21 protein-coding genes and 1 riboswitch are annotated in these 22,255 nt (G+C 54.6%); of the genes, 14 read left to right on the top strand and 7 right to left on the bottom strand.

From position 1 onward, the window contains the following. Positions 1 to 82 precede the first annotated feature (82 nt). A complete protein-coding gene (gene bacA, locus KE671_RS11435) occupies positions 83 to 904 on the top strand; it encodes an undecaprenyl-diphosphate phosphatase (protein WP_042324294.1) in 822 nt (273 codons plus the stop codon). 106 nt (positions 905 to 1,010) lie between these two features. On the opposite strand, the gene KE671_RS11430 is transcribed toward bacA, so the two are convergent. Then, positions 1,011 to 2,252 carry a multifunctional CCA addition/repair protein gene (locus tag KE671_RS11430; protein WP_206163058.1) on the bottom strand — a complete coding sequence of 414 codons (1,242 nt, stop codon included), beginning with the start codon at positions 2,250 to 2,252 and terminating at the stop codon, positions 1,011 to 1,013. Positions 2,253 to 2,317: 65 nt separating this feature from the next. Beyond that, on the bottom strand, positions 2,318 to 2,938 hold the full coding sequence (locus KE671_RS11425; protein WP_206163057.1) for a TIGR04211 family SH3 domain-containing protein: 621 nt from the start codon (positions 2,936 to 2,938) through the stop codon (positions 2,318 to 2,320). A gap of 241 nt (positions 2,939 to 3,179) precedes the next feature. Here KE671_RS11425 and KE671_RS11420 point away from each other — a divergent pair, with 241 nt between their 5' ends. The 4 genes from KE671_RS11420 to glgS all read left to right on the top strand — a co-directional run bounded on the left by KE671_RS11420 (position 3,180) and on the right by glgS (position 9,269). Continuing rightward, a complete protein-coding gene (locus KE671_RS11420; RefSeq protein WP_206163056.1) occupies positions 3,180 to 4,481 on the top strand; it encodes an inorganic triphosphatase in 1,302 nt (433 codons plus the stop codon). 107 nt (positions 4,482 to 4,588) lie between these two features. Then, a complete protein-coding gene (glnE, locus tag KE671_RS11415; protein WP_206163055.1) occupies positions 4,589 to 7,414 on the top strand; it encodes a bifunctional [glutamate--ammonia ligase]-adenylyl-L-tyrosine phosphorylase/[glutamate--ammonia-ligase] adenylyltransferase in 2,826 nt (941 codons plus the stop codon). Between the two features lie 50 nt (positions 7,415 to 7,464). Continuing rightward, the gene (gene hldE / locus KE671_RS11410; protein WP_206163054.1) at positions 7,465 to 8,898 is read left to right on the top strand and encodes a bifunctional D-glycero-beta-D-manno-heptose-7-phosphate kinase/D-glycero-beta-D-manno-heptose 1-phosphate adenylyltransferase HldE; all 1,434 of its coding nucleotides are present in this window, start codon (positions 7,465 to 7,467) and stop codon (positions 8,896 to 8,898) included. 164 nt (positions 8,899 to 9,062) lie between these two features. Next, on the top strand, positions 9,063 to 9,269 hold the full coding sequence (glgS, locus tag KE671_RS11405) for a cell surface composition regulator GlgS (RefSeq protein WP_080343280.1): 207 nt from the start codon (positions 9,063 to 9,065) through the stop codon (positions 9,267 to 9,269). A gap of 33 nt (positions 9,270 to 9,302) precedes the next feature. Here the strand turns inward: glgS and ubiK are convergent, their stop codons facing one another. Continuing rightward, entirely contained in the window at positions 9,303 to 9,599 is a 297-nt protein-coding gene (gene ubiK, locus KE671_RS11400; protein WP_206163053.1) for a ubiquinone biosynthesis accessory factor UbiK, read from the bottom strand. A 132-nt stretch (positions 9,600 to 9,731) separates the two neighbouring features. Continuing rightward, positions 9,732 to 9,881: riboswitch (FMN riboswitch) on the top strand. 105 nt (positions 9,882 to 9,986) lie between these two features. Here ubiK and ribB point away from each other — a divergent pair. Continuing rightward, complete coding sequence (gene ribB / locus KE671_RS11395) at positions 9,987 to 10,640, top strand: 3,4-dihydroxy-2-butanone-4-phosphate synthase (protein ID WP_206163052.1); 654 nt, start codon at positions 9,987 to 9,989, stop codon at positions 10,638 to 10,640. A gap of 212 nt (positions 10,641 to 10,852) precedes the next feature. Then, positions 10,853 to 11,029 (top strand): hypothetical protein, encoded by a 177-nt coding sequence (locus tag KE671_RS11390; RefSeq protein ID WP_102602814.1) that lies wholly within the window; start codon positions 10,853 to 10,855, stop codon positions 11,027 to 11,029. A 19-nt stretch (positions 11,030 to 11,048) separates the two neighbouring features. On the opposite strand, the gene zupT is transcribed toward KE671_RS11390, so the two are convergent. Then, complete coding sequence (gene zupT / locus KE671_RS11385; protein ID WP_206163051.1) at positions 11,049 to 11,822, bottom strand: zinc transporter ZupT; 774 nt, start codon at positions 11,820 to 11,822, stop codon at positions 11,049 to 11,051. Positions 11,823 to 11,954: 132 nt separating this feature from the next. Between zupT and ygiD the strand changes: the two genes are divergently transcribed. Continuing rightward, positions 11,955 to 12,743 (top strand): 4,5-DOPA dioxygenase extradiol, encoded by a 789-nt coding sequence (gene ygiD, locus KE671_RS11380; protein ID WP_206163050.1) that lies wholly within the window; start codon positions 11,955 to 11,957, stop codon positions 12,741 to 12,743. 85 nt (positions 12,744 to 12,828) lie between these two features. Here the strand turns inward: ygiD and KE671_RS11375 are convergent, their stop codons facing one another. From KE671_RS11375 to tolC, 3 genes are all read right to left on the bottom strand, one after another. Then, positions 12,829 to 13,989 carry a glutathionylspermidine synthase family protein gene (locus KE671_RS11375; RefSeq protein ID WP_206163049.1) on the bottom strand — a complete coding sequence of 387 codons (1,161 nt, stop codon included), beginning with the start codon at positions 13,987 to 13,989 and terminating at the stop codon, positions 12,829 to 12,831. A gap of 5 nt (positions 13,990 to 13,994) precedes the next feature. Then, the gene (locus KE671_RS11370; RefSeq protein ID WP_206163048.1) at positions 13,995 to 14,660 is read right to left on the bottom strand and encodes a DUF1190 family protein; all 666 of its coding nucleotides are present in this window, start codon (positions 14,658 to 14,660) and stop codon (positions 13,995 to 13,997) included. A gap of 149 nt (positions 14,661 to 14,809) precedes the next feature. Beyond that, entirely contained in the window at positions 14,810 to 16,285 is a 1,476-nt protein-coding gene (gene tolC / locus KE671_RS11365) for an outer membrane channel protein TolC (RefSeq protein ID WP_206163047.1), read from the bottom strand. A 204-nt stretch (positions 16,286 to 16,489) separates the two neighbouring features. Between tolC and nudF the strand changes: the two genes are divergently transcribed. From nudF to KE671_RS11335, 6 genes are all read left to right on the top strand, one after another. Next, entirely contained in the window at positions 16,490 to 17,122 is a 633-nt protein-coding gene (gene nudF, locus KE671_RS11360; protein WP_206163046.1) for an ADP-ribose diphosphatase, read from the top strand. Further along, complete coding sequence (locus KE671_RS11355) at positions 17,119 to 17,541, top strand: DUF1249 family protein (protein ID WP_206163045.1); 423 nt, start codon at positions 17,119 to 17,121, stop codon at positions 17,539 to 17,541. The genes nudF and KE671_RS11355 overlap by 4 nt, the downstream gene beginning before the upstream one ends. Before the next feature lie 24 nt (positions 17,542 to 17,565). Continuing rightward, positions 17,566 to 18,393: a 3',5'-cyclic-AMP phosphodiesterase gene (cpdA, locus tag KE671_RS11350; RefSeq protein WP_206163044.1), complete on the top strand. Its 828-nt coding sequence runs from the start codon at positions 17,566 to 17,568 to the stop codon at positions 18,391 to 18,393. Further along, the gene (gene yqiA, locus KE671_RS11345; protein ID WP_042324257.1) at positions 18,393 to 18,974 is read left to right on the top strand and encodes an esterase YqiA; all 582 of its coding nucleotides are present in this window, start codon (positions 18,393 to 18,395) and stop codon (positions 18,972 to 18,974) included. The genes cpdA and yqiA overlap by 1 nt, the downstream gene beginning before the upstream one ends. Before the next feature lie 27 nt (positions 18,975 to 19,001). Next, positions 19,002 to 20,894 carry a DNA topoisomerase IV subunit B gene (gene parE / locus KE671_RS11340; protein WP_206163043.1) on the top strand — a complete coding sequence of 631 codons (1,893 nt, stop codon included), beginning with the start codon at positions 19,002 to 19,004 and terminating at the stop codon, positions 20,892 to 20,894. A 175-nt stretch (positions 20,895 to 21,069) separates the two neighbouring features. Beyond that, the gene (locus KE671_RS11335; RefSeq protein ID WP_206163042.1) at positions 21,070 to 22,254 is read left to right on the top strand and encodes a PLP-dependent aminotransferase family protein; all 1,185 of its coding nucleotides are present in this window, start codon (positions 21,070 to 21,072) and stop codon (positions 22,252 to 22,254) included. The last annotated feature ends 1 nt before the right edge of the window (position 22,255 follow it).

Below are 22,255 nucleotides of genomic sequence, written 5' to 3'. Positions count from 1 at the left end.
ATTTGTTAAACCAAACGGATATAAAAGAGTCTTAAAACGGGATCTTTTTGTGCAGTAGATTTTTCTATTTAGGGGTTTATTGATGAGCGATATGCACTCGCTGCTGATTGCGGCAATTTTGGGTGTGGTCGAAGGATTGACGGAGTTTTTGCCCGTTTCCAGCACCGGGCACATGATCATTGTGGGTCATCTGCTGGGATTTGAGGGTGACACGGCAAAGACGTTTGAGGTGGTGATCCAGTTGGGATCCATTCTCGCGGTGGTGGTCATGTTCTGGCGGCGTCTGTTTGGCCTGATCGGTATTCACTTTGGTCGTCCGCTACAGCGTGAAGGAGAAAGTAAAGGTCGTTTAACGCTGATCCACATTCTGTTGGGGATGATCCCGGCGGTGGTGCTGGGACTGGTCTTCCACGATACGATTAAATCGCTGTTTAACCCGGTGAATGTGATGTATGCGCTGGTGGTGGGCGGCTTACTGCTGATCGCCGCAGAGTGTCTGAAGCCGAAAGAACCGCGCGCACCGGGTCTGGATGATATGACTTACCGTCAGGCATTCATGATTGGCTGTTTTCAGTGTCTGGCGCTGTGGCCGGGTTTCTCCCGCTCCGGGGCGACCATTTCCGGCGGGATGCTGATGGGCGTGAGCCGTTACGCAGCGTCTGAGTTTTCGTTCCTGCTGGCCGTACCGATGATGATGGGCGCTACGGCATTGGATCTCTACAAAAGCTGGTCGTTCCTGACAGTGGCCGATATCCCCATGTTTGCCGTCGGTTTTGTCACCGCCTTCGTGGTCGCATTGGTTGCCATCAAAACCTTCCTCCAGTTGATTAAGCGGATCTCATTCATTCCGTTTGCGATCTATCGCTTTATCGTCGCCGCGGCGGTTTACGTGGTGTTTTTCTGACGGATCTTTAATGCCGGATGGCGGCGTAAACGCCTTATCCGGCCTACGCGTTGAGATACGATACCGTAGGCCGGATAAGCGCAGCGCCATCCGGCATTCACAGCTTTTAACTAACCGCCTTCGGGAAACGGGTCTCTTTCCAGCGGGTGAGCGCCGCAATCCGGCGTCGGGTCAACTCTTCGCGAATTTCAATGCCTTTAAATCCGGCCTCGACAACGTCTTTGGTGGAGACCGATTGCGCGACTTCCCACGCTTCGCGCAGTAAGCGCCCCTGCGGATAATCCGCGGCTTCAAACCCTGTCCGTCCGCGCACGTCGGCTTCGCTGGTGAGCGCAATCTGCTCTACGCGCTGGGGTTTACGCCAGGCGTCGATCGAATCAAACAGCTTCACGATGGTTTTAGGTTGCAGTATCGGGAAGGTGTGGATGAGATCGTGGAACTCCGCCACCAGTTTGGCTAAATCACGAATTTCATTCGGTACGCGCAGGCGCTGGCACAACTGCTCGACCAGCCTGACGCCAGCCGGGCCGTGTCCGTGGTGTCGCGGCCAGAGTTCCGGCGGCGTCAAACCTTTGCCGAGGTCGTGACACAGCGTAGCGAAACGCACATCAACCGCTGGGCTGAGCAGCGCCGCCATCGACAGCGTCATCAGAGTATGTATTCCGGTATCGATTTCCGGATGCCACTTCGCCGGGGCCGGGACGCCAAACAGCGCATCGACTTCCGGGAACAACACACGCAGCGCGCCGCAGTCGCGTAAGACCTGGAAATAGACCTGTGGGTTGCGCGTGGTTAACGCGTTCTCGGTCTCTTTCCAGACGCGTTCGGCCGTCAGATGCTCCAGCTCACCGGCGTGCGTCATTTCGCGCATCAGCGCCATGGTTTCATCAGCAATACGGAAGCTCAGATGCGCATAGCGAGCGGCAAAGCGCGCCACGCGCAGCACGCGCAGCGGGTCTTCACTAAAGGCGGGCGAGACATGGCGCAACAGGCGTTTATCCAGATCGCGACGTCCCTGATAGGGATCGACAATCTGACCGTCATCATCTTGCGCCAGGGCGTTAATAGTCAGGTCACGTCGCTGGAGATCGTCTTCGAGCGTGACGTCCGGCGCGGCATAACAGGTGAATCCGGTATACCCCGAGCCGGACTTACGCTCGGTACGCGCAAGGGCATACTCTTCGTGGGTTTGCGGATGGAGAAAAACAGGAAAATCGCGACCTACCTGCTGGTAGCCCGCGTCGAGCATTTGTTGCGGTGTGGCGCCAACCACCACCCAATCTTTATCTTTAACCGGTAGCCCTAACAGCGTATCCCGAACCGCACCACCGACCAGATAAATCTTCACGCCACACCACCTCTCCAGGGAAATACAATCCCTTAATCATATGACAGTGTGGCGGAGAAGGCGATTTAGTTCATCCAGCGGTCTTTGCGTTTCCGACTTGGGATCATGTGAGGCAGGATCAAACCAAGAAGCAGGCCGAGTCCCAGCACGCCGCCGCCATACATAAACCACTGCATGATGATGGTACGTTGCTTATCATCAAGCTGCAGATTTGCGGCGCTGACCTTCTTCTGCGCCACAATCAGCTCGTTCTTCAGCTTTTGGTTCTCTTCTTTCAGCCCGTTGATCACGCTGTCGCTCTGCGACACCTTCTGCTGCATGTCAGCCGTGCGTTGATTCCAGGTGGTGTCGATATTGTTGAGCTTTTCGGTCAGCGTTTTGACCTGATTTTCCAGATCCGGCACGCGGGTGCGCAGGCTTGGCGTACTGTTCAGCTCTTTCATTGGGATCCAGGCTGTCCGCCCGGTGCTGTCTTTGACCTGCGCGTAGTTCGTGTTGGCGTCAGTTTGTAACAGCGTGACTTCTTCGCCCGCGTTGACCGTGCCAACGAGGCGATAATTATCCCCCGGACCACTGCGGACCCAGGTGTTCAGTTCATCAGAGACATAGCGCTTTTCTTCGGCGTGTGACACGGCAGTAGCGCTAAGTGCGAGTAACATAAATCCAATCAGGCGTAATTTTGGCATCAGGCTGTCGTTATTGTCATAGAAAGTGGAACGATAGTAGTGGTATCAGTGTCTCTACGCAAAGCATTCGACATCAATCGGAATCATCTGTGTCCGGTTTACCGCTACTTCAAAACTTTTACGCCCGTCAAATTGCTCGTTGCATGGCAATTTGGCGCAAAATACTATCTACTGACAAAAAAGATCACCGTAAGTTCGTCGTGATTCTCCCTTATGTGACATAACCGGTAAGTACAAGGCCATGGCTCAGGAAATTGAATTAAAATTTATCGTTAATCACGACGCGGTGAACGCGCTGCGTGACCATCTGAATACGCTCGGAGGCGAGCATCATGCGCCCAGCCCGCTGTTGAATGTTTACTACGAGACCGGGGATAAGTGGTTGCGTGGTCACGACATGGGACTGCGTATTCGGGGGGAGAACGGTCGCTATGAGATGACCATGAAAATTGCCGGGCGGGTGACCGGCGGTTTACACCAGCGACCGGAATACAATGTCTCCCTGAACGAACCCACGCTGGATTTAACGCAATTTCCCTCGGAAGTGTGGCCAAACGGTGAGCTGCCTGCCGATCTGATCTCCCGCGTGCAGCCGTTGTTCAGTACCGACTTTGAACGAGAGAAATGGTTGCTTACGGTGGACGGCAGCCAGATTGAGATCGCTCTCGATTTAGGCGAGGTAAAAGCGGGTGAGCTGGCTGAGCCAATTTGCGAGCTGGAGCTTGAACTGTTGAGTGGTGATACCCGGGCGGTCCTGAAGCTGGCAAATCAGTTGGTGAACCAGGCGGGTCTGCGCCAGGGCAGCCTGAGTAAAGCGGCGCGTGGATATCATCTGGCGCAGGGGAATCCTCCACGCGAGATCAAACCGACAGCGGTGCTGAAAGCGCCCGCGAAAGCCAGCGTGGAACACGGGCTGGAAGCCGCTCTGGAGCTGGCGCTGGCACAATGGCAGTACCACGAAGAACTCTGGGTTCGTGGTAATAAGGCAGCGAAGGCGGATGTGCTGTCCGCGATGGGCCTGGTGCGTCATACCCTGATGCTGTTTGGCGGTATTGTTCCACGTAAAGCGAGCGCTCACTTACGTGATCTGCTAAGCCAGTCGGAAGCGACCATCGCGTCGGCGGTCTCTGCCGAGACGGCGGTTTACACCATCCAAACGGCAATGGCGAAACTGGCGCTGACCGAGTGGCTGGTGACCAAAGCCTGGCAGCCGTTTCTGGACGCAAAGGCGCAGGCCAAAATGGCGGATTCTTTCAAGCGCTTCGCTGATATCCATCTTTCGCGTACCGCTGCTGAGCTTAAAAGCGTCTTTGGGCAACCTCTGGGCGACCGGTATCGCGATCAGTTACCACGTTTACGCCGAGATATCGACACCGTTTTGCTGCTGGCAGGATATTACGATGCGACGGTGGTTCAGGCCTGGCTTGAGAACTGGCAAGGGCTGCTTCATGCCATTGCCACCGGTCAACATATTGAAATTGAACATTTCCGCAATGAGGCGAACAATCAGGAACCGTTCTGGTTGCACAGCGGAAAACGATAACTGGAGTGCCTGATGGCGCTGCGCTTGTCAGGCCTACGGAACGACATATTTTGTAGACCGGATAAGGCGGAATGCTGCCACCCGGCAACGTTACAAGGAATCTTTTAATGAAGCCGCTCTCTTCACTGTTACAGCAGTACTGGCAAACCATTGCAGAGCAGTTGCCTGAATCCGCATCGGGTGTACAAGCGAAGTCAGTACTTACATTCAGTGATTTTGTGCAGGACAGCGTGATTGCACATCCGCACTGGCTGGCGGAGCTGGAAAGTGCACCGCCGCAGGCTGATGAATGGCAACAGTACGGTGAGTGGTTACAGGCAGCGCTGGCAACGGTAAACGATGAAGCGGCGCTGATGCATGAACTGCGTCTTTTTCGCCGTCGCGTGATGGTGCGGATTGCCTGGGCGCAGGCGCTGTCGCTGGTGGACGATACAGACATTCTGCACCAGTTAAGCCATCTGGCCGAAACCCTGATTGTTAGCGCGCGCGACTGGCTGTACGACGCCTGCTGTCGCGAATGGGGCACACCGTGCAGTCAGGAGGGGATCCCGCAGCCGCTACTGATTTTAGGCATGGGCAAACTGGGCGGTGGCGAGCTGAATTTTTCCTCGGATATCGATCTGATCTTTGCCTGGCCTGAGCACGGCTCAACCCAGGGCGGACGCCGTGAACTGGATAATGCGCAGTTTTTTACCCGCATGGGACAGCGGCTGATCAAGGTGCTGGATCAGCCTACCCAGGATGGCTTTGTCTATCGGGTGGACATGCGTCTGCGCCCGTTTGGCGACAGCGGTCCGCTGGTGCTGAGTTTTGCGGCGCTGGAAGATTATTACCAGGAGCAGGGGCGTGACTGGGAGCGCTACGCGATGGTCAAGGCGCGGATTATGGGCGATACCGACGGGCGTTATGTCGATGAACTTCGCGCCATGCTGCGTCCGTTCGTTTTCCGCCGTTACATCGACTTCAGCGTGATCCAGTCGCTACGCAATATGAAGGGGATGATTGCGCGTGAAGTCCGTCGTCGGGGGCTGAAAGATAACATCAAGCTCGGCGCGGGTGGCATTCGCGAAATCGAGTTTATCGTGCAGGTGTTCCAGTTGATTCGTGGCGGGCGCGAGCCGTCGCTGCAATCCCGTTCACTGCTACCGACCCTAAGCGCAATCGCCGCTCTGCATTTGCTGCCGGAAAACGATGCCGACCAGTTGCGGCAGGCTTACCTCTTCCTGCGTCGTCTGGAAAACCTGCTGCAAAGCATTAATGATGAACAAACCCAGACGCTGCCGGGCGATGAACTTAACCGGGCGCGGTTGGCCTGGGGAATGAATGCGGATAACTGGTCGCAACTGACGCAGACGCTTGAGGGGCACATGGCGAACGTCCGGCGCGTGTTTAACGAACTGATCGGCGATGACGAAACCGAGACGCAGGAAGATGCGCTCTCGGAACAGTGGCGCGAGTTGTGGCAGGACGCCTTACAGGAAGAGGATATGCCACCGGTGCTGGCGCATCTCATGGATGACGATCGCCTGCGCGTGCTGGCGCTGATTGCCGATTTCCGTAAAGAAGTGGATAAACGCACCATTGGTCCGCGTGGACGTCAGGTGCTTGACCATCTGATGCCGCACCTGCTCAGCGATGTCTGCACGCGCCAGGACGCTTCTCTCCCGCTGTCGCGCATTACGCCGCTGCTGGTTGGCATCGTCACGCGTACCACCTATCTGGAGCTGTTGAGTGAATTCCCAGGCGCGCTGAAGCATCTGATTACGCTCTGTGCGGCGTCACCGATGGTCGCCAGTCAACTGGCGCGCTACCCGCTGCTGCTCGATGAACTGCTCGACCCGAATACGCTCTATCAACCGACGGCGACCGATGCTTACCGTGATGAGCTGCGCCAGTATCTGCTGCGCGTACCGGAAGACGATGAAGAACAACAGCTGGAAGCCCTGCGACAGTTCAAACAAACGCAGCTGCTGCGTATTGCCGCTGCGGATATCGCCGGCACGCTGCCGGTGATGAAGGTGAGTGACCATCTGACCTGGCTGGCGGAAGCGATGATTGATGCCGTTGTGCAGCAGGCGTGGCTGCAAATGGTGGCGCGCTATGGGCAGCCAACGCATCTTGCCGAGCGGGAAGGGCGCGGCTTTGCAGTGGTGGGCTACGGCAAACTGGGCGGCTGGGAATTGGGCTACAGCTCCGATCTCGACTTGATTTTCCTGCATGACTGCCCCGTTGATGTGATGACCGACGGCGAACGAGAAATTGACGGGCGTCAATTTTATCTGCGGCTGGCGCAGCGCATTATGCATCTGTTCAGCACCCGTACCTCCTCAGGCATCCTGTATGAAGTTGACGCCCGGTTGCGCCCGTCAGGGGCGGCGGGGATGCTGGTGACCTCCGCAGAGTCCTTTGCGGATTATCAGAAAAATGAGGCCTGGACGTGGGAGCATCAGGCGCTGGTGCGCGCACGAGTGGTGTACGGCGACCCGCAGCTGACCTCGCAGTTTGATACGGTGCGTCGGGATATCATGACGCTGCCTCGCGATGGCAAAACGTTGCAGACCGAGGTACGTGAGATGCGTGCAAAAATGCGCGCGCATTTGGGCAATAAGCATCGCGATCGCTTTGATATTAAAGCCGATGAAGGCGGTATTACGGATATCGAATTTATCACGCAATATCTGGTGCTTCGCTATGCCCATGACAAACCCAAACTAACCCGCTGGTCGGATAATGTGCGTATTCTGGAACTGTTAGCGCAAAACGACATTATGGACGAGCAGGAGGCGATGGCGCTGACCCACGCCTATACCACGCTGCGCGATGAACTGCATCACCTGGCGTTACAGGAACAGCCGGGCCATGTGCCGCAAACGTGTTTTGAGGCGGAACGTGCACAGGTCGGGGCAAGCTGGCAGAAGTGGCTGGTTGACTGATGAAGTGTGCTATTATCGCGCGCAAATTTTGAATCTCTCAGGAGACAGGAATGAAAGTAACGCTGCCAGAGTTTGAACGTGCAGGAGTCTTGGTTGTCGGTGATGTGATGCTGGATCGCTACTGGTACGGGCCTACCAGCCGTATTTCACCTGAAGCGCCGGTACCGGTGGTAAAAGTCGATACCATCGAAGAACGTCCGGGTGGTGCGGCAAACGTGGCGATGAACATTGCCTCTCTGGGCGCAAATTCGCGCCTGGTCGGACTGACCGGTATCGACGATGCCGCGCGCGCACTCAGCAAAACGCTGGCGGACGTGAACGTGAAATGCGACTTTGTTTCTGTCCCGACTCATCCCACTATCACCAAACTGCGCGTGCTTTCACGTAACCAGCAACTGATCCGTCTGGACTTCGAAGAAGGCTTTGAAGGCGTGGATCCGCAGCCGCTGCATGAGCGTATCAATCAGGCACTGAGCTCGATCGGAGCGCTGGTGCTGTCTGACTACGCCAAAGGTGCGCTGGCCAGCGTTCAGCAAATGATTGCGCTGGCGCGTAAGGCCGGAGTGCCGGTGCTGATCGATCCGAAAGGAACCGATTTTTCCCGCTATCGCGGTGCGACACTGTTGACGCCGAATCTCTCTGAGTTCGAAGCGGTGGCAGGAAAATGCAAAAGCGAAGAAGAGATTGTGGAACGCGGCATGAAGCTGATTGCCGATTTTGAGCTTTCCGCTTTGCTGGTCACCCGTTCCGAGCAGGGAATGACGCTGCTGCAACCGGGGAAAGCCCCGCTGCATATGCCGACGCAGGCGCAGGAAGTGTATGACGTAACCGGTGCGGGCGACACGGTCATTGGCGTGCTGGCGGCGACGCTGGCAGCCGGTAATTCGCTGGAAGAAGCCTGCTTCTTTGCCAATGCGGCGGCGGGCGTGGTGGTCGGTAAGCTGGGGACCTCCACTGTGTCGCCTATCGAACTGGAAAACGCGGTACGCGGTCGTGCGGAAACCGGCTTTGGCGTGATGACCGAAGAAGAGTTAAAACAGGCTGTCGCCAGCGCACGCAAGCGCGGCGAGAAAGTCGTCATGACTAACGGGGTATTTGACATTCTGCACGCCGGTCACGTCTCCTATCTCGCAAACGCGCGTAAGCTGGGCGATCGCTTAATCGTTGCGGTCAACAGCGATGCGTCGACGAAACGACTCAAAGGGGAAACGCGTCCGGTGAACCCGCTCGAACAGCGGATGATCGTGCTGGGCGCGCTGGAATCCGTTGACTGGGTCGTCTCTTTTGAAGAGGACACGCCGCAGCGTCTGATTGCAGGTGTATTACCGGATTTGCTGGTGAAAGGTGGTGACTATAAGCCGGAAGAGATTGCCGGTAGTGAAGAGGTGTGGGCCAACGGCGGCGAAGTGCTGGTGCTCAACTTTGAAGACGGTTGCTCCACCACCAATATCATCAAGAAAATCCAGAAAGACAGCGATAAATAACCGCTGGCGGTGATGCCTGGAAATCGGGCATCACCTGTGTTCCTAAAGTGTGAACTCAGGCAACTGATTTGCGCACAATATGTACAAACCTGCTACGCGTCCCGGTAAATACTGGTATCAGAAAAAAGCATATGACCTTAACAGAGATTCACCGACTGGAGGATATGCTAATGAACAACAGTGTTTATTCGATGAACAATTTCGATTTCCTGGCGCGGAGTTTTGCCAGAATGCAGGCTGAAGGTCGCCCTGTTGATATCCAGGCCGTTACCGGCAATATGGACGAGGAGCACCGCAGCTGGTTTTGCAAACGCTACGCGCACTACTGCCAGCAGGCAATGAATGCCAGAAAGTTAGAAGTGGAACATTGATATGTCAACGGGCCTTGCGGCCCGTTGCTGTTTTTACGCTTGTGGTTCTACTGGTGGGATGGCAGGTGCTGGTTTGACTTCTTCGGTGCCCTGACGCGCTTCCAGCTCGCTCAAGCGTTGCTCCAGCAGCGCCAGCTTTTCACGGGTGCGCAGCAGCACCTGGGTCTGAACATCAAACTCTTCACGGCTCACCAGATCGAGACGCGTCAGCTGAGATTGCAGCGTTTGACGGATCTTCTTCTCGACATCGTCCCCGAACTCCCGGATCCCTTTCGGCATCGACTCGTGAACCTGGCGAGCGATCTGCTCAATTTTTTTCGGGTCAATCATAGTGGTTTCCCTGAACTGGTAAGTGTTAACGCCTATTGTAGTGCGATCTGTGTAAGGCATAAACCAGAATTGTGTGATGTTAATGCGGGTAAAGGCGTTGATGAAGGTAATCAATAGCGTTATAGTTAACTCGCTTATTCTCAGGGCGGGGCGAAATTCCCCACCGGCGGTAAATCAACTCAGGTTGAAAGCCCGCGAGCGCTTTGGGTGCAAACCCAAAGGTCAGCAGATCCGGTGTAATTCCGGGGCCGACGGTTAGAGTCCGGATGGGAGAGAGTAACGATCCAGTCGGGCATGGACCCGCTCACGTTATTTTTTTGCCGCTTGTCGGTACTCCTAAGACTGCCCTGATTCTGGTAACCATAATTTTAGTGAGGTTTTTTTACCATGAATCAGACGCTACTTTCCTCTTTTGGTACGCCTTTTGAACGTGTCGAACACGCTCTGTCTGCGCTGCGCGAAGGCCGCGGTGTGATGGTGCTGGACGACGAAGATCGTGAAAACGAAGGCGATATGATTTTCCCGGCAGAAACTATGACCGTTGAGCAGATGGCGCTGACCATCCGTCACGGTAGTGGTATTGTGTGCCTGTGCATCACCGAAGATCGTCGTAAACAACTCGATCTGCCGATGATGGTGGAAAATAACACCAGCGCTTATGGCACCGGTTTTACCGTGACCATTGAAGCGGCGGTAGGTGTCACGACCGGCGTTTCCGCTGCCGATCGCGTGACCACCGTTCGTGCGGCGATCGCCGATGGTGCAAAACCTTCCGATCTGAACCGTCCGGGACACGTTTTCCCGTTGCGCGCTCAGCCGGGCGGAGTATTGACCCGCGGTGGTCACACCGAAGCGACCATCGACCTGGTGACGCTGGCGGGCTTCAAACCGGCAGGTGTCCTGTGTGAACTGACTAATGATGATGGCAGCATGGCGCGCGCGCCAGAGTGCATCGAATTTGCGGGCAAACACAATATGGCTGTAGTAACGATCGAAGACCTGGTGGCTTACCGTCAGGCGCACGAACGTAAAGCCAGCTAATCCTGCCTTGCCGGATAGTGGTGCAAGCACCTTATCCGGCAAATTCTGCTTTTTCAAACATCCTGTCGGTTAATAAACGTCCGATCTTTTCCTCTATGATCGAAATCATCTTTTCGATTTCATACTGTGCCAGTATATAATCCTACCTACTAATAGGTATGTTAAATTTTAACGCTAAATATCTGTTAATGTTAAATTTAAAGGGTAAAAGGATGTTTATTGCCTGGTACTGGATTGTTTTAATTGTTCTGGTGGTTGTGGGGTATATTTGCCATATGAAACGTTACTGTAAGGCGTTTCGGCAGGATCGTGATGCGCTACTGGAAATCCGCAATAAATTACTTCGTCGTGATGATGAAGAACGCGTCATGACGAAAGAGCAGGAATAACCCCTTCCTGCCCTCTCCCTTACCCGATACCCATCGCCTGAAGTACGACCAGACTCAGGCCCATCACCGACATTCCGCACAGAACGCCGTAGCTTGGGTTGTTATTGGGATCGATCTCTTTTGCCAGCGGCATTAGTTCATCCACTGACAACGCAACCATAATGCCAGCGACTGCGGCCATAATCGCGGCCATGACGACAGGTGACACCAGGCTACCCAGAATCAGCCATGCCAGCACGCCACCCAGTATCTCCGCCATCCCGGAAATGCCAGCCCAGAAAATCGCGGTACGTTTAGAACCGGTGGCCGCATAGACCGGCCCGGCGACGGCTAGACCTTCCGGGATATTATGCAGGGCAACCGCCAGCGCGATGCCGAATCCCAACTCCAGGTTGCTGCTTGCGGTGACGTAGGTGGCAATCCCTTCCGGGAAGTTGTGCAAACTGATCCCCAGCGTAAGCAGAATGGCGGTACGCTTGATCGAACCGGGAATCGGCTGCGCTCTTTTTTGCATCAGATCCTGCGGGTGGGCGTGTGGAAGCAGACGATCCAGACCAAAGTACCCCAGTAAGCCGATGATAAACATGCCGTAGCCCAAAACGGGCGGCATTCCCTTTGTACCTAGCGCGGCGGGCAGCATCTCCATCAAAGAGATCAGCAGCATAATTCCGGCAGCAAACCCGAGTGAAAACGCCAGCAGGCGATTGGAAGGTTTTTGCCCCAGTACGCCAAGAAACGCGCCAATAAACGTGGCGGCACCCGCCAGTAAGGTCAGAATTAAAGGTACTGACATCAATGACTCCTTATACATCTCGCTGACCTTCAAAATAACTGATGATGATCATCATGGTTATCAGAGTTCTTCATTTACCGAAAGAGGGTATGGTAAGACCATCAAAATGACTCCCTGAGTAAGGATATCATCATGTCTTCAATTCGTATGCCAGCATTGTTTTTGGGACACGGCAGCCCAATGAACGTTCTGGAAGATAACCTGTATACCCGTGCCTGGCAGCGGCTTGGGGAGACATTGCCGCGTCCAAAAGCGGTTGTGGTGGTGTCTGCTCACTGGTACACCCGTGGTACTGGCGTCACTGCAATGGAAGCGCCAAAGACCATTCATGACTTTGGCGGTTTCCCGCAGGCGCTGTACGACACGCATTATCCCGCGCCAGGCTCCCCTGAACTGGCCCAGCATCTGGTTGATTTGCTTGCACCGGTGCCGGTTGCGCTCGACAAAGAGGCCTGGGGCTTTGATCATGGCTCCTGGGGAGTGCTGATCAAGATGTACCCGAACGCCGATATTCCAATGGTACAGTTGAGCATTGACAGCACCAAACCGGCGGCCTGGCATTTTGAAATCGGGCGCAAACTGGCGGCATTGCGTGATGAAGGCATCATGCTGGTGGCCAGTGGTAACGTGGTGCATAACCTGCGCACAGCGCGCTGGCACGGCGATAATACCCCGTATCCCTGGGCGACATCGTTCAATGATTTTGTCAAAGCGAACCTGAGCTGGCAGGGACCGGTTGAGCAGCATCCGCTGGTGAATTATCTCGATCACGAAGGCGGTTCATTGTCGAACCCTACGCCGGATCACTATCTGCCGCTGTTATACGTGTTGGGCGCGTGGGATGGCAAAGAACCAGTGACAATCCCGGTCGACGGGATTGAGATGGGAAGTCTGAGTATGTTATCAGTGCAGGTAGGATGATGAATGCCCGATGGCGCTACGCTAATCGGGCCTACAATTCGTGTCCTGGGCCAGGTAAGGCGGAGTCGCCACCTGGCACAAGGAACTATTCAATAAAAATATGCGGGTAGAAGCGGGACAGATCCTGGGTGATCAGCGCCCTGTCTTCGCGAATGCCAATCCCGGCAGGCTGATCGTTGATCAACCAACTGCCGATCAACATATAGCTATCACCAAACTTCGGCAACTGATGGAACTGCTGAACGATCATGCCTTCTTCACCGTACGGACCTTCCACTGCTTCGATCGTTTTACCGTTCTCGATAATGGAGACGTTTGCGCCTTCACGCGAGAAGATCGGTTTCACGACGAATTTTTCCATCTGCGGATAATCGTCTTCGGCGAAATAGGCGGGAAGCAGATTCGGATGGTTAGGGAACATCTCCCACAGCAGCGGCAGCAGCGCCTTGTTAGAGATAATGCTCTTCCAGGCTGGCTCCAGCCAGCGCACGCCAGCGTCTTCGAGTTTAGTGGAGAACATCTCGCGCAGCATAAACTCCCACGGATAGAGCTTAAACAGGTTGGCAATGACCTGATCCTGTAGATCGGTGAACTGACCTTTTTCACCGAGTCCAATATCATCGATATAGAGGAATTCGGTGGCGATCTCCGCCTCTGCCGCGCAATCCTGCAGATACTGAATGGTGCCGCGATCTTCAACAGTATCGCGACAGCAGGTTAAATGCAGAAGCTGGAAGCCGTACTGCTCACGCAGCTCGGCAAAACGCTCGATGAGCTTTTCCTGCAGGCTATTAAACTGGTCACTGCCTTCCGGCAGATTGCCCGCGTTGATCTGATCTTCCAGCCAGATCCACTGGAAAAACGCCGCTTCGTACAGTGAGGTCGGGGTATCAGCGTTGTTCTCCAGCAGCTTCGGTTCACCGGTGCCATCCCACGCCAGGTCAAGACGTGAATAGAGCGACGGTTGGTGCGTCTGCCAGGACTGACGCACAAAGCCCCAGGTGTGTTTAGGAATACGGAATTTGGTCATCAGCTCGTCGCTGGCGATCACTTTCTCGACTACCTTGAGACACATCTGGTGTAGCTCAGCGGTCACATCTTCCAGCTTTTCAACCTGGGCCAGCGTTAGCTTGTAATAGGCATCCTCACACCAGTACGGTTCGCCGTACATGGTGTGAAAATTAAAACCGTATTCCGTGGCTTTATCGCGCCAGTCCGGACGCTCGGTAATACTGACTCTTTCCATGCGTATCAGCCACCCATTGAACGCGTGGAGGTACCGCTTGCGCTACGCTGCATGGCACTCTGTTTGGCAACCGATTCGCCAAAGCCGCCGCGCGTTACGGTAGAAGTGGTTGCTGGTTTCGGCGCCATGGCGGTTTTAGGAACCGTCATCGTACGGCCAGGTTGCGCTGCACCGTAGTTTTTCCCGCTCGCATCGGTGTATTTACCGTAGGCCGGGCTGGCCGGGTTTTTCGAGCTGAACAGCGGTTGCTGCGCAAAGCCCGCGCCGCCGCCCATCATGCGGCCCATCATATAACCGGCCATCAGCGGCATCCAGAAACTGCCGCTGGACTGCTGGGCCTGAGCTTCTGGCGCCATGCCTGCCTGAGCAGGAGTTTGCTGGCACTGGCCTTCACCGAACTCGGCGACGCAATCTTCGCGAGTGGCATATTTCGGCGCGGTACGTTCCGCTTCTTTCAGCGCGTTATTGAACGCCGTGGTGCATTCCGCGCTTTTACCCGGATTGGCTGCCGAGCAGTCATCCGCATTCTGATACAGCGACACGGTTTCATCGCTTTTCTCACAGCCCGCCAGCATAAACACAGCGGTAACGGCGAATGCGACAGGTGTCAGATGGCGCGCGCTCCAGCTTTTGCGGAACGAGGCGTGATGGATGGATTTTGTCCGTTTCATTTTCGTCTTTCCTGGACCCAGTGATTATTACTGCTCAGGATAGAGGATGAGTGGTTGAAAATGAAGCGAGAAGAGGCCGGAATGCGTCCCAATGGCGGGATCTTTACGTTGCCTTACGTTCAGACGGGGCCGAAGCCCCGTCATCGCGTTTAATTACGGAATGGATTGTTACCGTTGCTGCTGGTAGCACGTGCTGATGCTGGTTGCGCGGCAGGTGCTGCCGCGTTGGCAGCATAGCCGTCGGCGTTAGCGTCCATCTGCGGGGTTTCCGGCGCGACGTGTTCCGGTGAGGTGGAAATCGGTTTGCCCAGCGTGTTGTTCAACGCTACCAGATCCTGCTCGTTCAACGTACCCAGCGCTGACTTGATATTCAACTGGTTGATCAGGTAGTTATAACGCGCATTCGCCAGTTGCTGCTTGGCGTTGTACAGCGTGGTGGTCGCATCCAGCACATCAACGATAGTACGTGTACCCACGGAGTAGCCCGCTTCCATCGCATCTAATGAGCTCTGGGCGGAAACCACGGCTTGTTTGTACGCGTTAATACTGCTGATCGACGCATTGATGTTGTTAAAGGACGAACGTACGGTCTGCACCACGCTACGGTGGGCGCTTTCCAGTTGCTCGCTGGCGCCAACAAAGTTGTACTGCGCCTGTTTCACCTGCGAGTTCACCATCCCGCCCTGATAAATCGGCAGCGAGAAGCTCAGACCCACTTTATTCTGGCCCATATTGCTGTCGTCATACTGTGCCGAGCCGCGGGTTTTAGAACCGCTGTATGAGGTGTCAGACACACCGGTAGAGGCGGTTAAATCCAGGGTTGGCAGATGGCCATCCTGCGCCTGACGAATCTGCTCGCGTGCCAGATCCTGGCTCAGACGCGCCTGTAACAGCGTCAGGTTACGGTTTTCGGCTTCTTTCAGCAGGGCGTTTACCGCCTGCGGTTTATCAGTTTTAAAGTTGTCGACGTTCAGTGACGCCAGTTCCGGGTAGTAGTTGCCGGTGACCTGACGCAGTTCTTCAACCGCGTTGTCGAGATCGTTACGGGCAGTCACTTCGTTCGCCAGCACGGTATCGTATTGCGAACGGGCGTTTTGCACGTCAGTGATGGCGACCAGGCCCACGTTGAAACGCTGGGTGGTTTGATCCAACTGACGATAAATCGCCTCTTTCTGTGCCTGGGTGTAAGAAAGAACGTCAATGGCGTTCAGCACTTTAAAATAGGCGCTCGCGGTGTTGAGGATCAGCGTTTGCTGGTCCGTCTGGAAGGTGACGTCCTGAATACCCGCCGATTTTTCCTGCAGAGTCAGCGCCCGCCATTTCGACATATCGAAAAGGGACTGCGTTAATTGCAGGGACGCACTGGTGGCGTTTGAGTTCACGCCGTTAGCATCGCGGTAGCCGTTGCTGTAGGTGTAATCGGCACCTAAGCCCAGTTGAGGCAGTAAAGGACTACGTGCTTCGTTGATTTTTTCGAATGCAGCATCGCGATCGGCGGCGGATTTACGCAATTCCGGGTTGCTCAGGCGTGCTTGCTGATAAACTTGCATCAGGTTCTCTGCCTGGCTCAGTGTGCTGAACCCCGACAGGCTCAGGCCGATAAGGATGGGGAGCAATTTCTTCATTTGCATTCCTTGTTGTGAAGCAGTATTTAGCGCTGATCAAATTTTAAAAATAATTGCTGATTCTAGCAGAATCCGCCACCGCAAAAAGTTGGCGTTCTGTGCCATCAGGCGTTAATTTGCACCAATTTACCACAAGGTCGATGAAACGGCAGTCAAACGCCCTTGAAATTCACATTTAAATCACTATTGGTACAGGACGGCACAATGCGCAAATCAGGCAACTCGCCAGTAACTTTCGCCAAAAACGATGTAGAAATTATTGCACGAGAAACGCTATATCGCGGTTTTTTTTCGCTGGATCTTTATCGCTTTCGCCACCGTTTATTCAACGGTGAAATGAGCCAGGAAGTGCGTAGAGAAATTTTTGAGCGCGGTCATGCGGCAGTCTTGCTACCCTTTGACCCTGAGCGGGATGAAGTGGTGTTAGTCGAGCAGGTGCGCATCGCGGCCTATGACACCAGTGAAACACCATGGCTACTGGAGATGGTGGCCGGGATGATCGAAGAAGGTGAAAGCGTTGAGGATGTGGCCCGCCGTGAAGCGATGGAAGAGGCCGGCATCGAGGTAAAACGGACGAAACCGGTGCTCAGTTTTCTGGCAAGCCCTGGCGGCACCAGTGAGCGCTCGTCAATTATGGTGGGTGAAGTGGACGCCACGACCGCGAACGGGATCCACGGTCTGGCTGATGAAAACGAAGACATTCGGGTTCATGTGGTAAGCCGGGAGCAGGCTTACCGTTGGGTAGAAGAGGGGAAAATTGATAACGCGGCTTCGGTCATCGCCCTGCAATGGCTGCAACTGCACTATAAAGAGTTAATACACGAGTGGAAAAAATGAAGCGCTATACACCTGACTTCCCTGAAATGATGCGTCTTTGCGAAACGAATTTTTCGCAACTGCGACGCCTGCTGCCGCGTAATGATGCGCCTGGCGAAACGGTGAGTTACCAGGTGGGCAACGCACAATATCGGATTACGATCGTGGAATCGACCCGATACACAACGCTGGTGACTATCGAGCAGACGGCACCGGCCATCACCTACTGGAGCCTGCCGTCACTGACTGTACGGCTCTACCATGACGCGATGGTCGCCGAAGTGTGTTCAACTCAGCAGATCTTTCGCTTCAAAGCACGGTATGATTATCCAAATAAAAAGTTGCATCAACGCGACGAAAAGCATCAAATTAATCAGTTTCTGGCCGATTGGCTGCGATACTGTTTAGCACATGGAGCGATGGCGATTCCGGTTTACTAGCGTCGTGAAACCTAAGGACACCATTTGGAAAGCCTGTTAAACCTCTCTCTGGCTGGTGAGGCCAGAGTCAGGATCTTGCAAATTACTGATACTCACCTGTTTGCCGAAAAGCACGAAACGCTATTGGGCGTAAACACCTGGGAAAGCTACCAGGCCGTGTTGGATGCCATTCATGCCGAGGGGCAGGAATACGATCTGATCGTGGCGACAGGTGATTTAGCTCAGGATCAAACCGCTGCGGCCTATCAGCACTTTGCTGAAGGTATCGCAAGCTTTCGTGCGCCTTGCGTTTGGTTGCCCGGCAATCATGACTTCCAGCCTGCGATGTACAGCGCGTTACAAGAGGCGGGGATTTCCCCGGCAAAATGCGTCATGGTTGGTGAACAGTGGCAAATCCTGCTGCTGGACAGTCAGGTCTTCGGCGTGCCTCACGGCGAACTGAGTGAATTTCAGCTCGAGTGGCTGGAGCGTAAACTTGCTGCGGACCCTGAGCGTCACACTCTGCTGCTTCTGCATCATCACCCCATGCCTGCGGGATGCAGTTGGCTGGATCAACATAGCCTGCGTAACGCGGCCGAACTGGACAACGTGCTGGTGAATTATCCGCGTGTGAAATATTTACTTTGCGGGCATATTCATCAGGAACTGGATCTCGACTGGAATGGTCGTCGTCTTCTGGCAACGCCCTCCACCTGCGTTCAGTTTAAACCTCATTGTGCGAACTTTACCCTTGATAGCATCGGTCCAGGCTGGCGTACGCTGGAGCTGTTTGCCGACGGTACGTTGAAAACAGACGTCTGTCGTTTGCAGGGTACTGAGTTCCGACCTGATACCGCTTCTGAAGGCTACTGATGTCTACGCTTCTTTATCTGCACGGCTTTAATAGTTCGCCTCGTTCGGCGAAGGCCTGTCTGCTGAAAAACTGGCTGCGCGAACAGTATCCTCATGTCGAGATGATTGTGCCGCAGCTGCCGCCATATCCGGCCGATGCCGCAGAGATGCTGGAATCTATCGTGCTGGAGCACGGCGGCGAGGCGCTGGGCGTGGTGGGATCGTCATTAGGCGGTTATTACGCCACCTGGCTGTCGCAGTGCTTTATGCTGCCTGCGGTAGTTGTCAATCCAGCTGTCCGGCCATTTGAACTGTTGATCGACTACCTCGGTCAGAACGAGAACCCCTACACGGGGCAGCAATATGTGCTAGAGTCACGCCATATTTACGATCTTAAAGTCATGCAGATCGACCCGCTGGAAGCGTCAGATTTAATCTGGCTGCTGCAACAGACGGGAGATGAAGTGCTGGACTACCGCCAGGCAGTGGCGTATTACGCTTCTTGCCGCCAGACTGTTATTGAAGGTGGAAACCATGCTTTCACGGGCTTCGAAGATTATTTCAACCCGATTGTCGATTTCCTTGGACTGCACAGTTGCTGACAATCATTTCGAATTGCTATTAAAACCATGACGCAAACTTATAACGCTGATGCCATTGAGGTACTCACTGGGCTTGAGCCGGTACGCCGTCGCCCAGGGATGTATACCGATACGACCCGCCCCAACCATCTTGGGCAGGAAGTGATTGATAACAGTGTCGATGAAGCACTGGCAGGCCACGCGAAACGCGTGGATGTGATTTTACATGCCGATCAATCTCTGGAAGTTATCGATGACGGTCGCGGCATGCCCGTGGACATTCACCCGGAAGAGGGCGTTCCGGCGGTTGAATTGATCCTTTGTCGGCTGCATGCAGGCGGCAAGTTCTCGAACAAGAACTATCAGTTCTCCGGTGGCCTGCACGGCGTGGGGATCTCTGTAGTGAACGCCCTGTCGAAGCGCGTGGAAGTAAACGTGCGTCGTGATGGTCAGGTGTATAACATTGCGTTTGAGAACGGCGAGAAGGTTCAGGATTTGCAGGTTGTTGGCAACTGCGGCAAGCGTAATACCGGCACCAGCGTCCATTTCTGGCCGGACGAAACCTTTTTCGACAGTCCGCGCTTTTCCGTCTCGCGATTAACGCACGTGCTGAAAGCCAAAGCCGTGCTGTGCCCTGGCGTTGAAATCACCTTTAAAGATGAAGTCAATAACAGCGAACAGCGCTGGTGCTATCAGGATGGTCTGAACGACTATCTGGGCGAAGCGGTAAACGGCCTGCCGACGCTGCCGGAAAAACCGTTCATCGGCAATTTTTCCGGGGATACAGAGACGGTCGACTGGGCGCTGCTGTGGCTACCAGAAGGTGGCGAACTGCTAACCGAAAGCTATGTGAACCTGATCCCGACCATGCAGGGCGGGACGCACGTGAACGGTCTGCGTCAGGGGCTGCTCGACGCGATGCGTGAGTTCTGCGAATACCGCAACATTCTGCCACGTGGCGTGAAGCTCTCGGCGGAAGATATCTGGGATCGCTGCGCTTACGTGCTGTCGGTGAAAATGCAGGATCCGCAGTTTGCCGGACAAACCAAAGAACGTCTGTCGTCACGTCAGTGTGCGGCATTTGTCTCCGGCGTGGTGAAAGATGCCTTCAGCCTGTGGCTGAACCAGAACGTTCAGTCAGCCGAACTGCTGGCGGAGATGGTGATCTCCAGCGCCCAGCGTCGACTGCGTGCGGCGAAGAAAGTGGTGCGTAAAAAACTGACCAGCGGTCCGGCGCTGCCGGGGAAACTGGCGGACTGCACCGCGCAGGATCTGAATCGTACCGAACTGTTCCTGGTGGAAGGGGACTCGGCGGGCGGCTCCGCCAAGCAGGCACGCGATCGTGAATATCAGGCGATCATGCCGCTTAAGGGTAAGATCCTGAACACCTGGGAAGTCTCTTCAGATGAAGTCCTGGCCTCGCAGGAAGTGCACGATATTTCTGTTGCGATCGGTATCGATCCGGACAGCGACGATCTGAGCCAGTTACGTTACGGCAAGATTTGTATTCTGGCGGATGCAGATTCCGATGGTCTGCATATCGCCACGCTGCTTTGCGCCCTGTTTGTGAAACATTTCCGCACGCTGGTGAAACACGGACATGTCTATGTCGCGCTGCCGCCGTTGTACCGTATCGATCTCGGCAAAGAGGTCTATTACGCGCTGACGGAAGAAGAGAAGGCGGGCGTACTGGAACAGTTGAAGCGCAAGAAAGGCAAGCCAAACGTACAGCGCTTTAAAGGGCTGGGCGAAATGAATCCAATGCAGTTGCGCGAAACCACGCTGGATCCTAACACACGTCGTCTGGTCCAACTCGTCATCGATGATGAGGACGACCAGCGTACAAACGCCATGATGGATATGCTGCTGGCGAAGAAACGCTCTGAAGATCGCCGCAACTGGTTGCAGGAAAAAGGCGACCTCGCGGATATCGACGGGTAATCGTGAGTTCCTCTGTTGATCAAAGGGTAAGCCTCTATGGCTTACCCTTTTGCCATTATGATATCTGATTGATCTTGCCAGAGAGGTCTATTAGTCTCAATCGAGGCGAGAACGCGGATTTACGCTATGGCAAGGACCGGGGACGGACGCCAAAAATACATAATAAGGAAACAGGATGAACAACACACATCTGTCTAAGAGCGTTGACGCCCTTAAACCCTCCGCTATCAGGGAATTACTCAAACATAGCAAAATGCCTGGCGTGATATCGCTGGGCGGCGGCATTCCCAGCCCGGAACTGTTTGATAAAACAGGGCTGGAAATGGCCACGCGCAACATGATGGAAAACCAGTTTCAGGATGCGTTCCAGTACGGTCTGAGTGAAGGTTTTCCGCCTCTGCGGGAAGCGATCGTACGGTTGTGCCAGAACCGAGGCATTCAGGCCTCGTCTGACGCCATCCTGGTGACCAATGGGTCACAGCAGTCGCTGGATATTCTGGCGAGAACGCTGATCAATCCGGGCGATAAAGTGGTGGTAGAACGTCCAACCTATCTTGCCGCTTTGCAGGTGCTGCAACTGTCTCAGGCGGATATTCTGTCTGTTGGCACCGATCAAGACGGCATGATCGTGGACGATCTGGAAGTATTGCTACAGAACAATACGATCAAGTTTGTCTATATCGTGCCGACGTTTGGGAACCCCGGTGGTGTGGTCCTCAGTGATTCTCGTCGTCAGAAGTTGGTTCAACTGGCGAAGCAGCATGACTTTGCCATCATCGAAGACGATCCCTACGGTGAAATCAATTTCACCGACGAGACCTATAAAACCCTGTCCCAGCATGCCCGGGAGAGCGGATGCCCTGAGCGAGTGATTTATACCTCGACCTTTTCCAAGATTCTGGCTCCAGGCCTGCGCGTGGGTTGGGTGGTACTACCGGAATGGATCAGACAAAAAGCGACCATCGTTAAGCAGGCGACCGATCTGCATACCAGCGCGCATTCGCAGGCGATGGCAGCCAGCTATTTGATGTTAGATCGTCTGGAAGATCAAATTCAGCTCATTCGCCAGTCGTACCGTGAGAAGTGCAATGTGCTGGCAGATGCGATTCGCAGCGAGCTGGGTGAGCATATCTCATTCCATATGCCGCAGGGGGGAATGTTCCTGTGGGGGACGTTCCGTTACGATTTCGATACCACGGCCTGGCTTTCTCGCACATTGCAGGAAAAGGTGGTGTTCGTGCCGGGAGAGTTTTTCTTCTGTGGTAATCCGGACAAACGCACATTACGTATGTCTTTTGCTACGCCAACGGCGGATGAGCTGGAAGAAGCGGTGCGGAGACTGAAAAAAGCGCTGCCCTGAG

Origin of the sequence: Citrobacter amalonaticus (assembly GCF_018252635.1) — a bacterium.
GTDB lineage: Bacteria > Pseudomonadota > Gammaproteobacteria > Enterobacterales > Enterobacteriaceae > Citrobacter_A > Citrobacter_A amalonaticus_E.
This window is presented reverse-complemented; position numbering and strand designations above follow the sequence as displayed.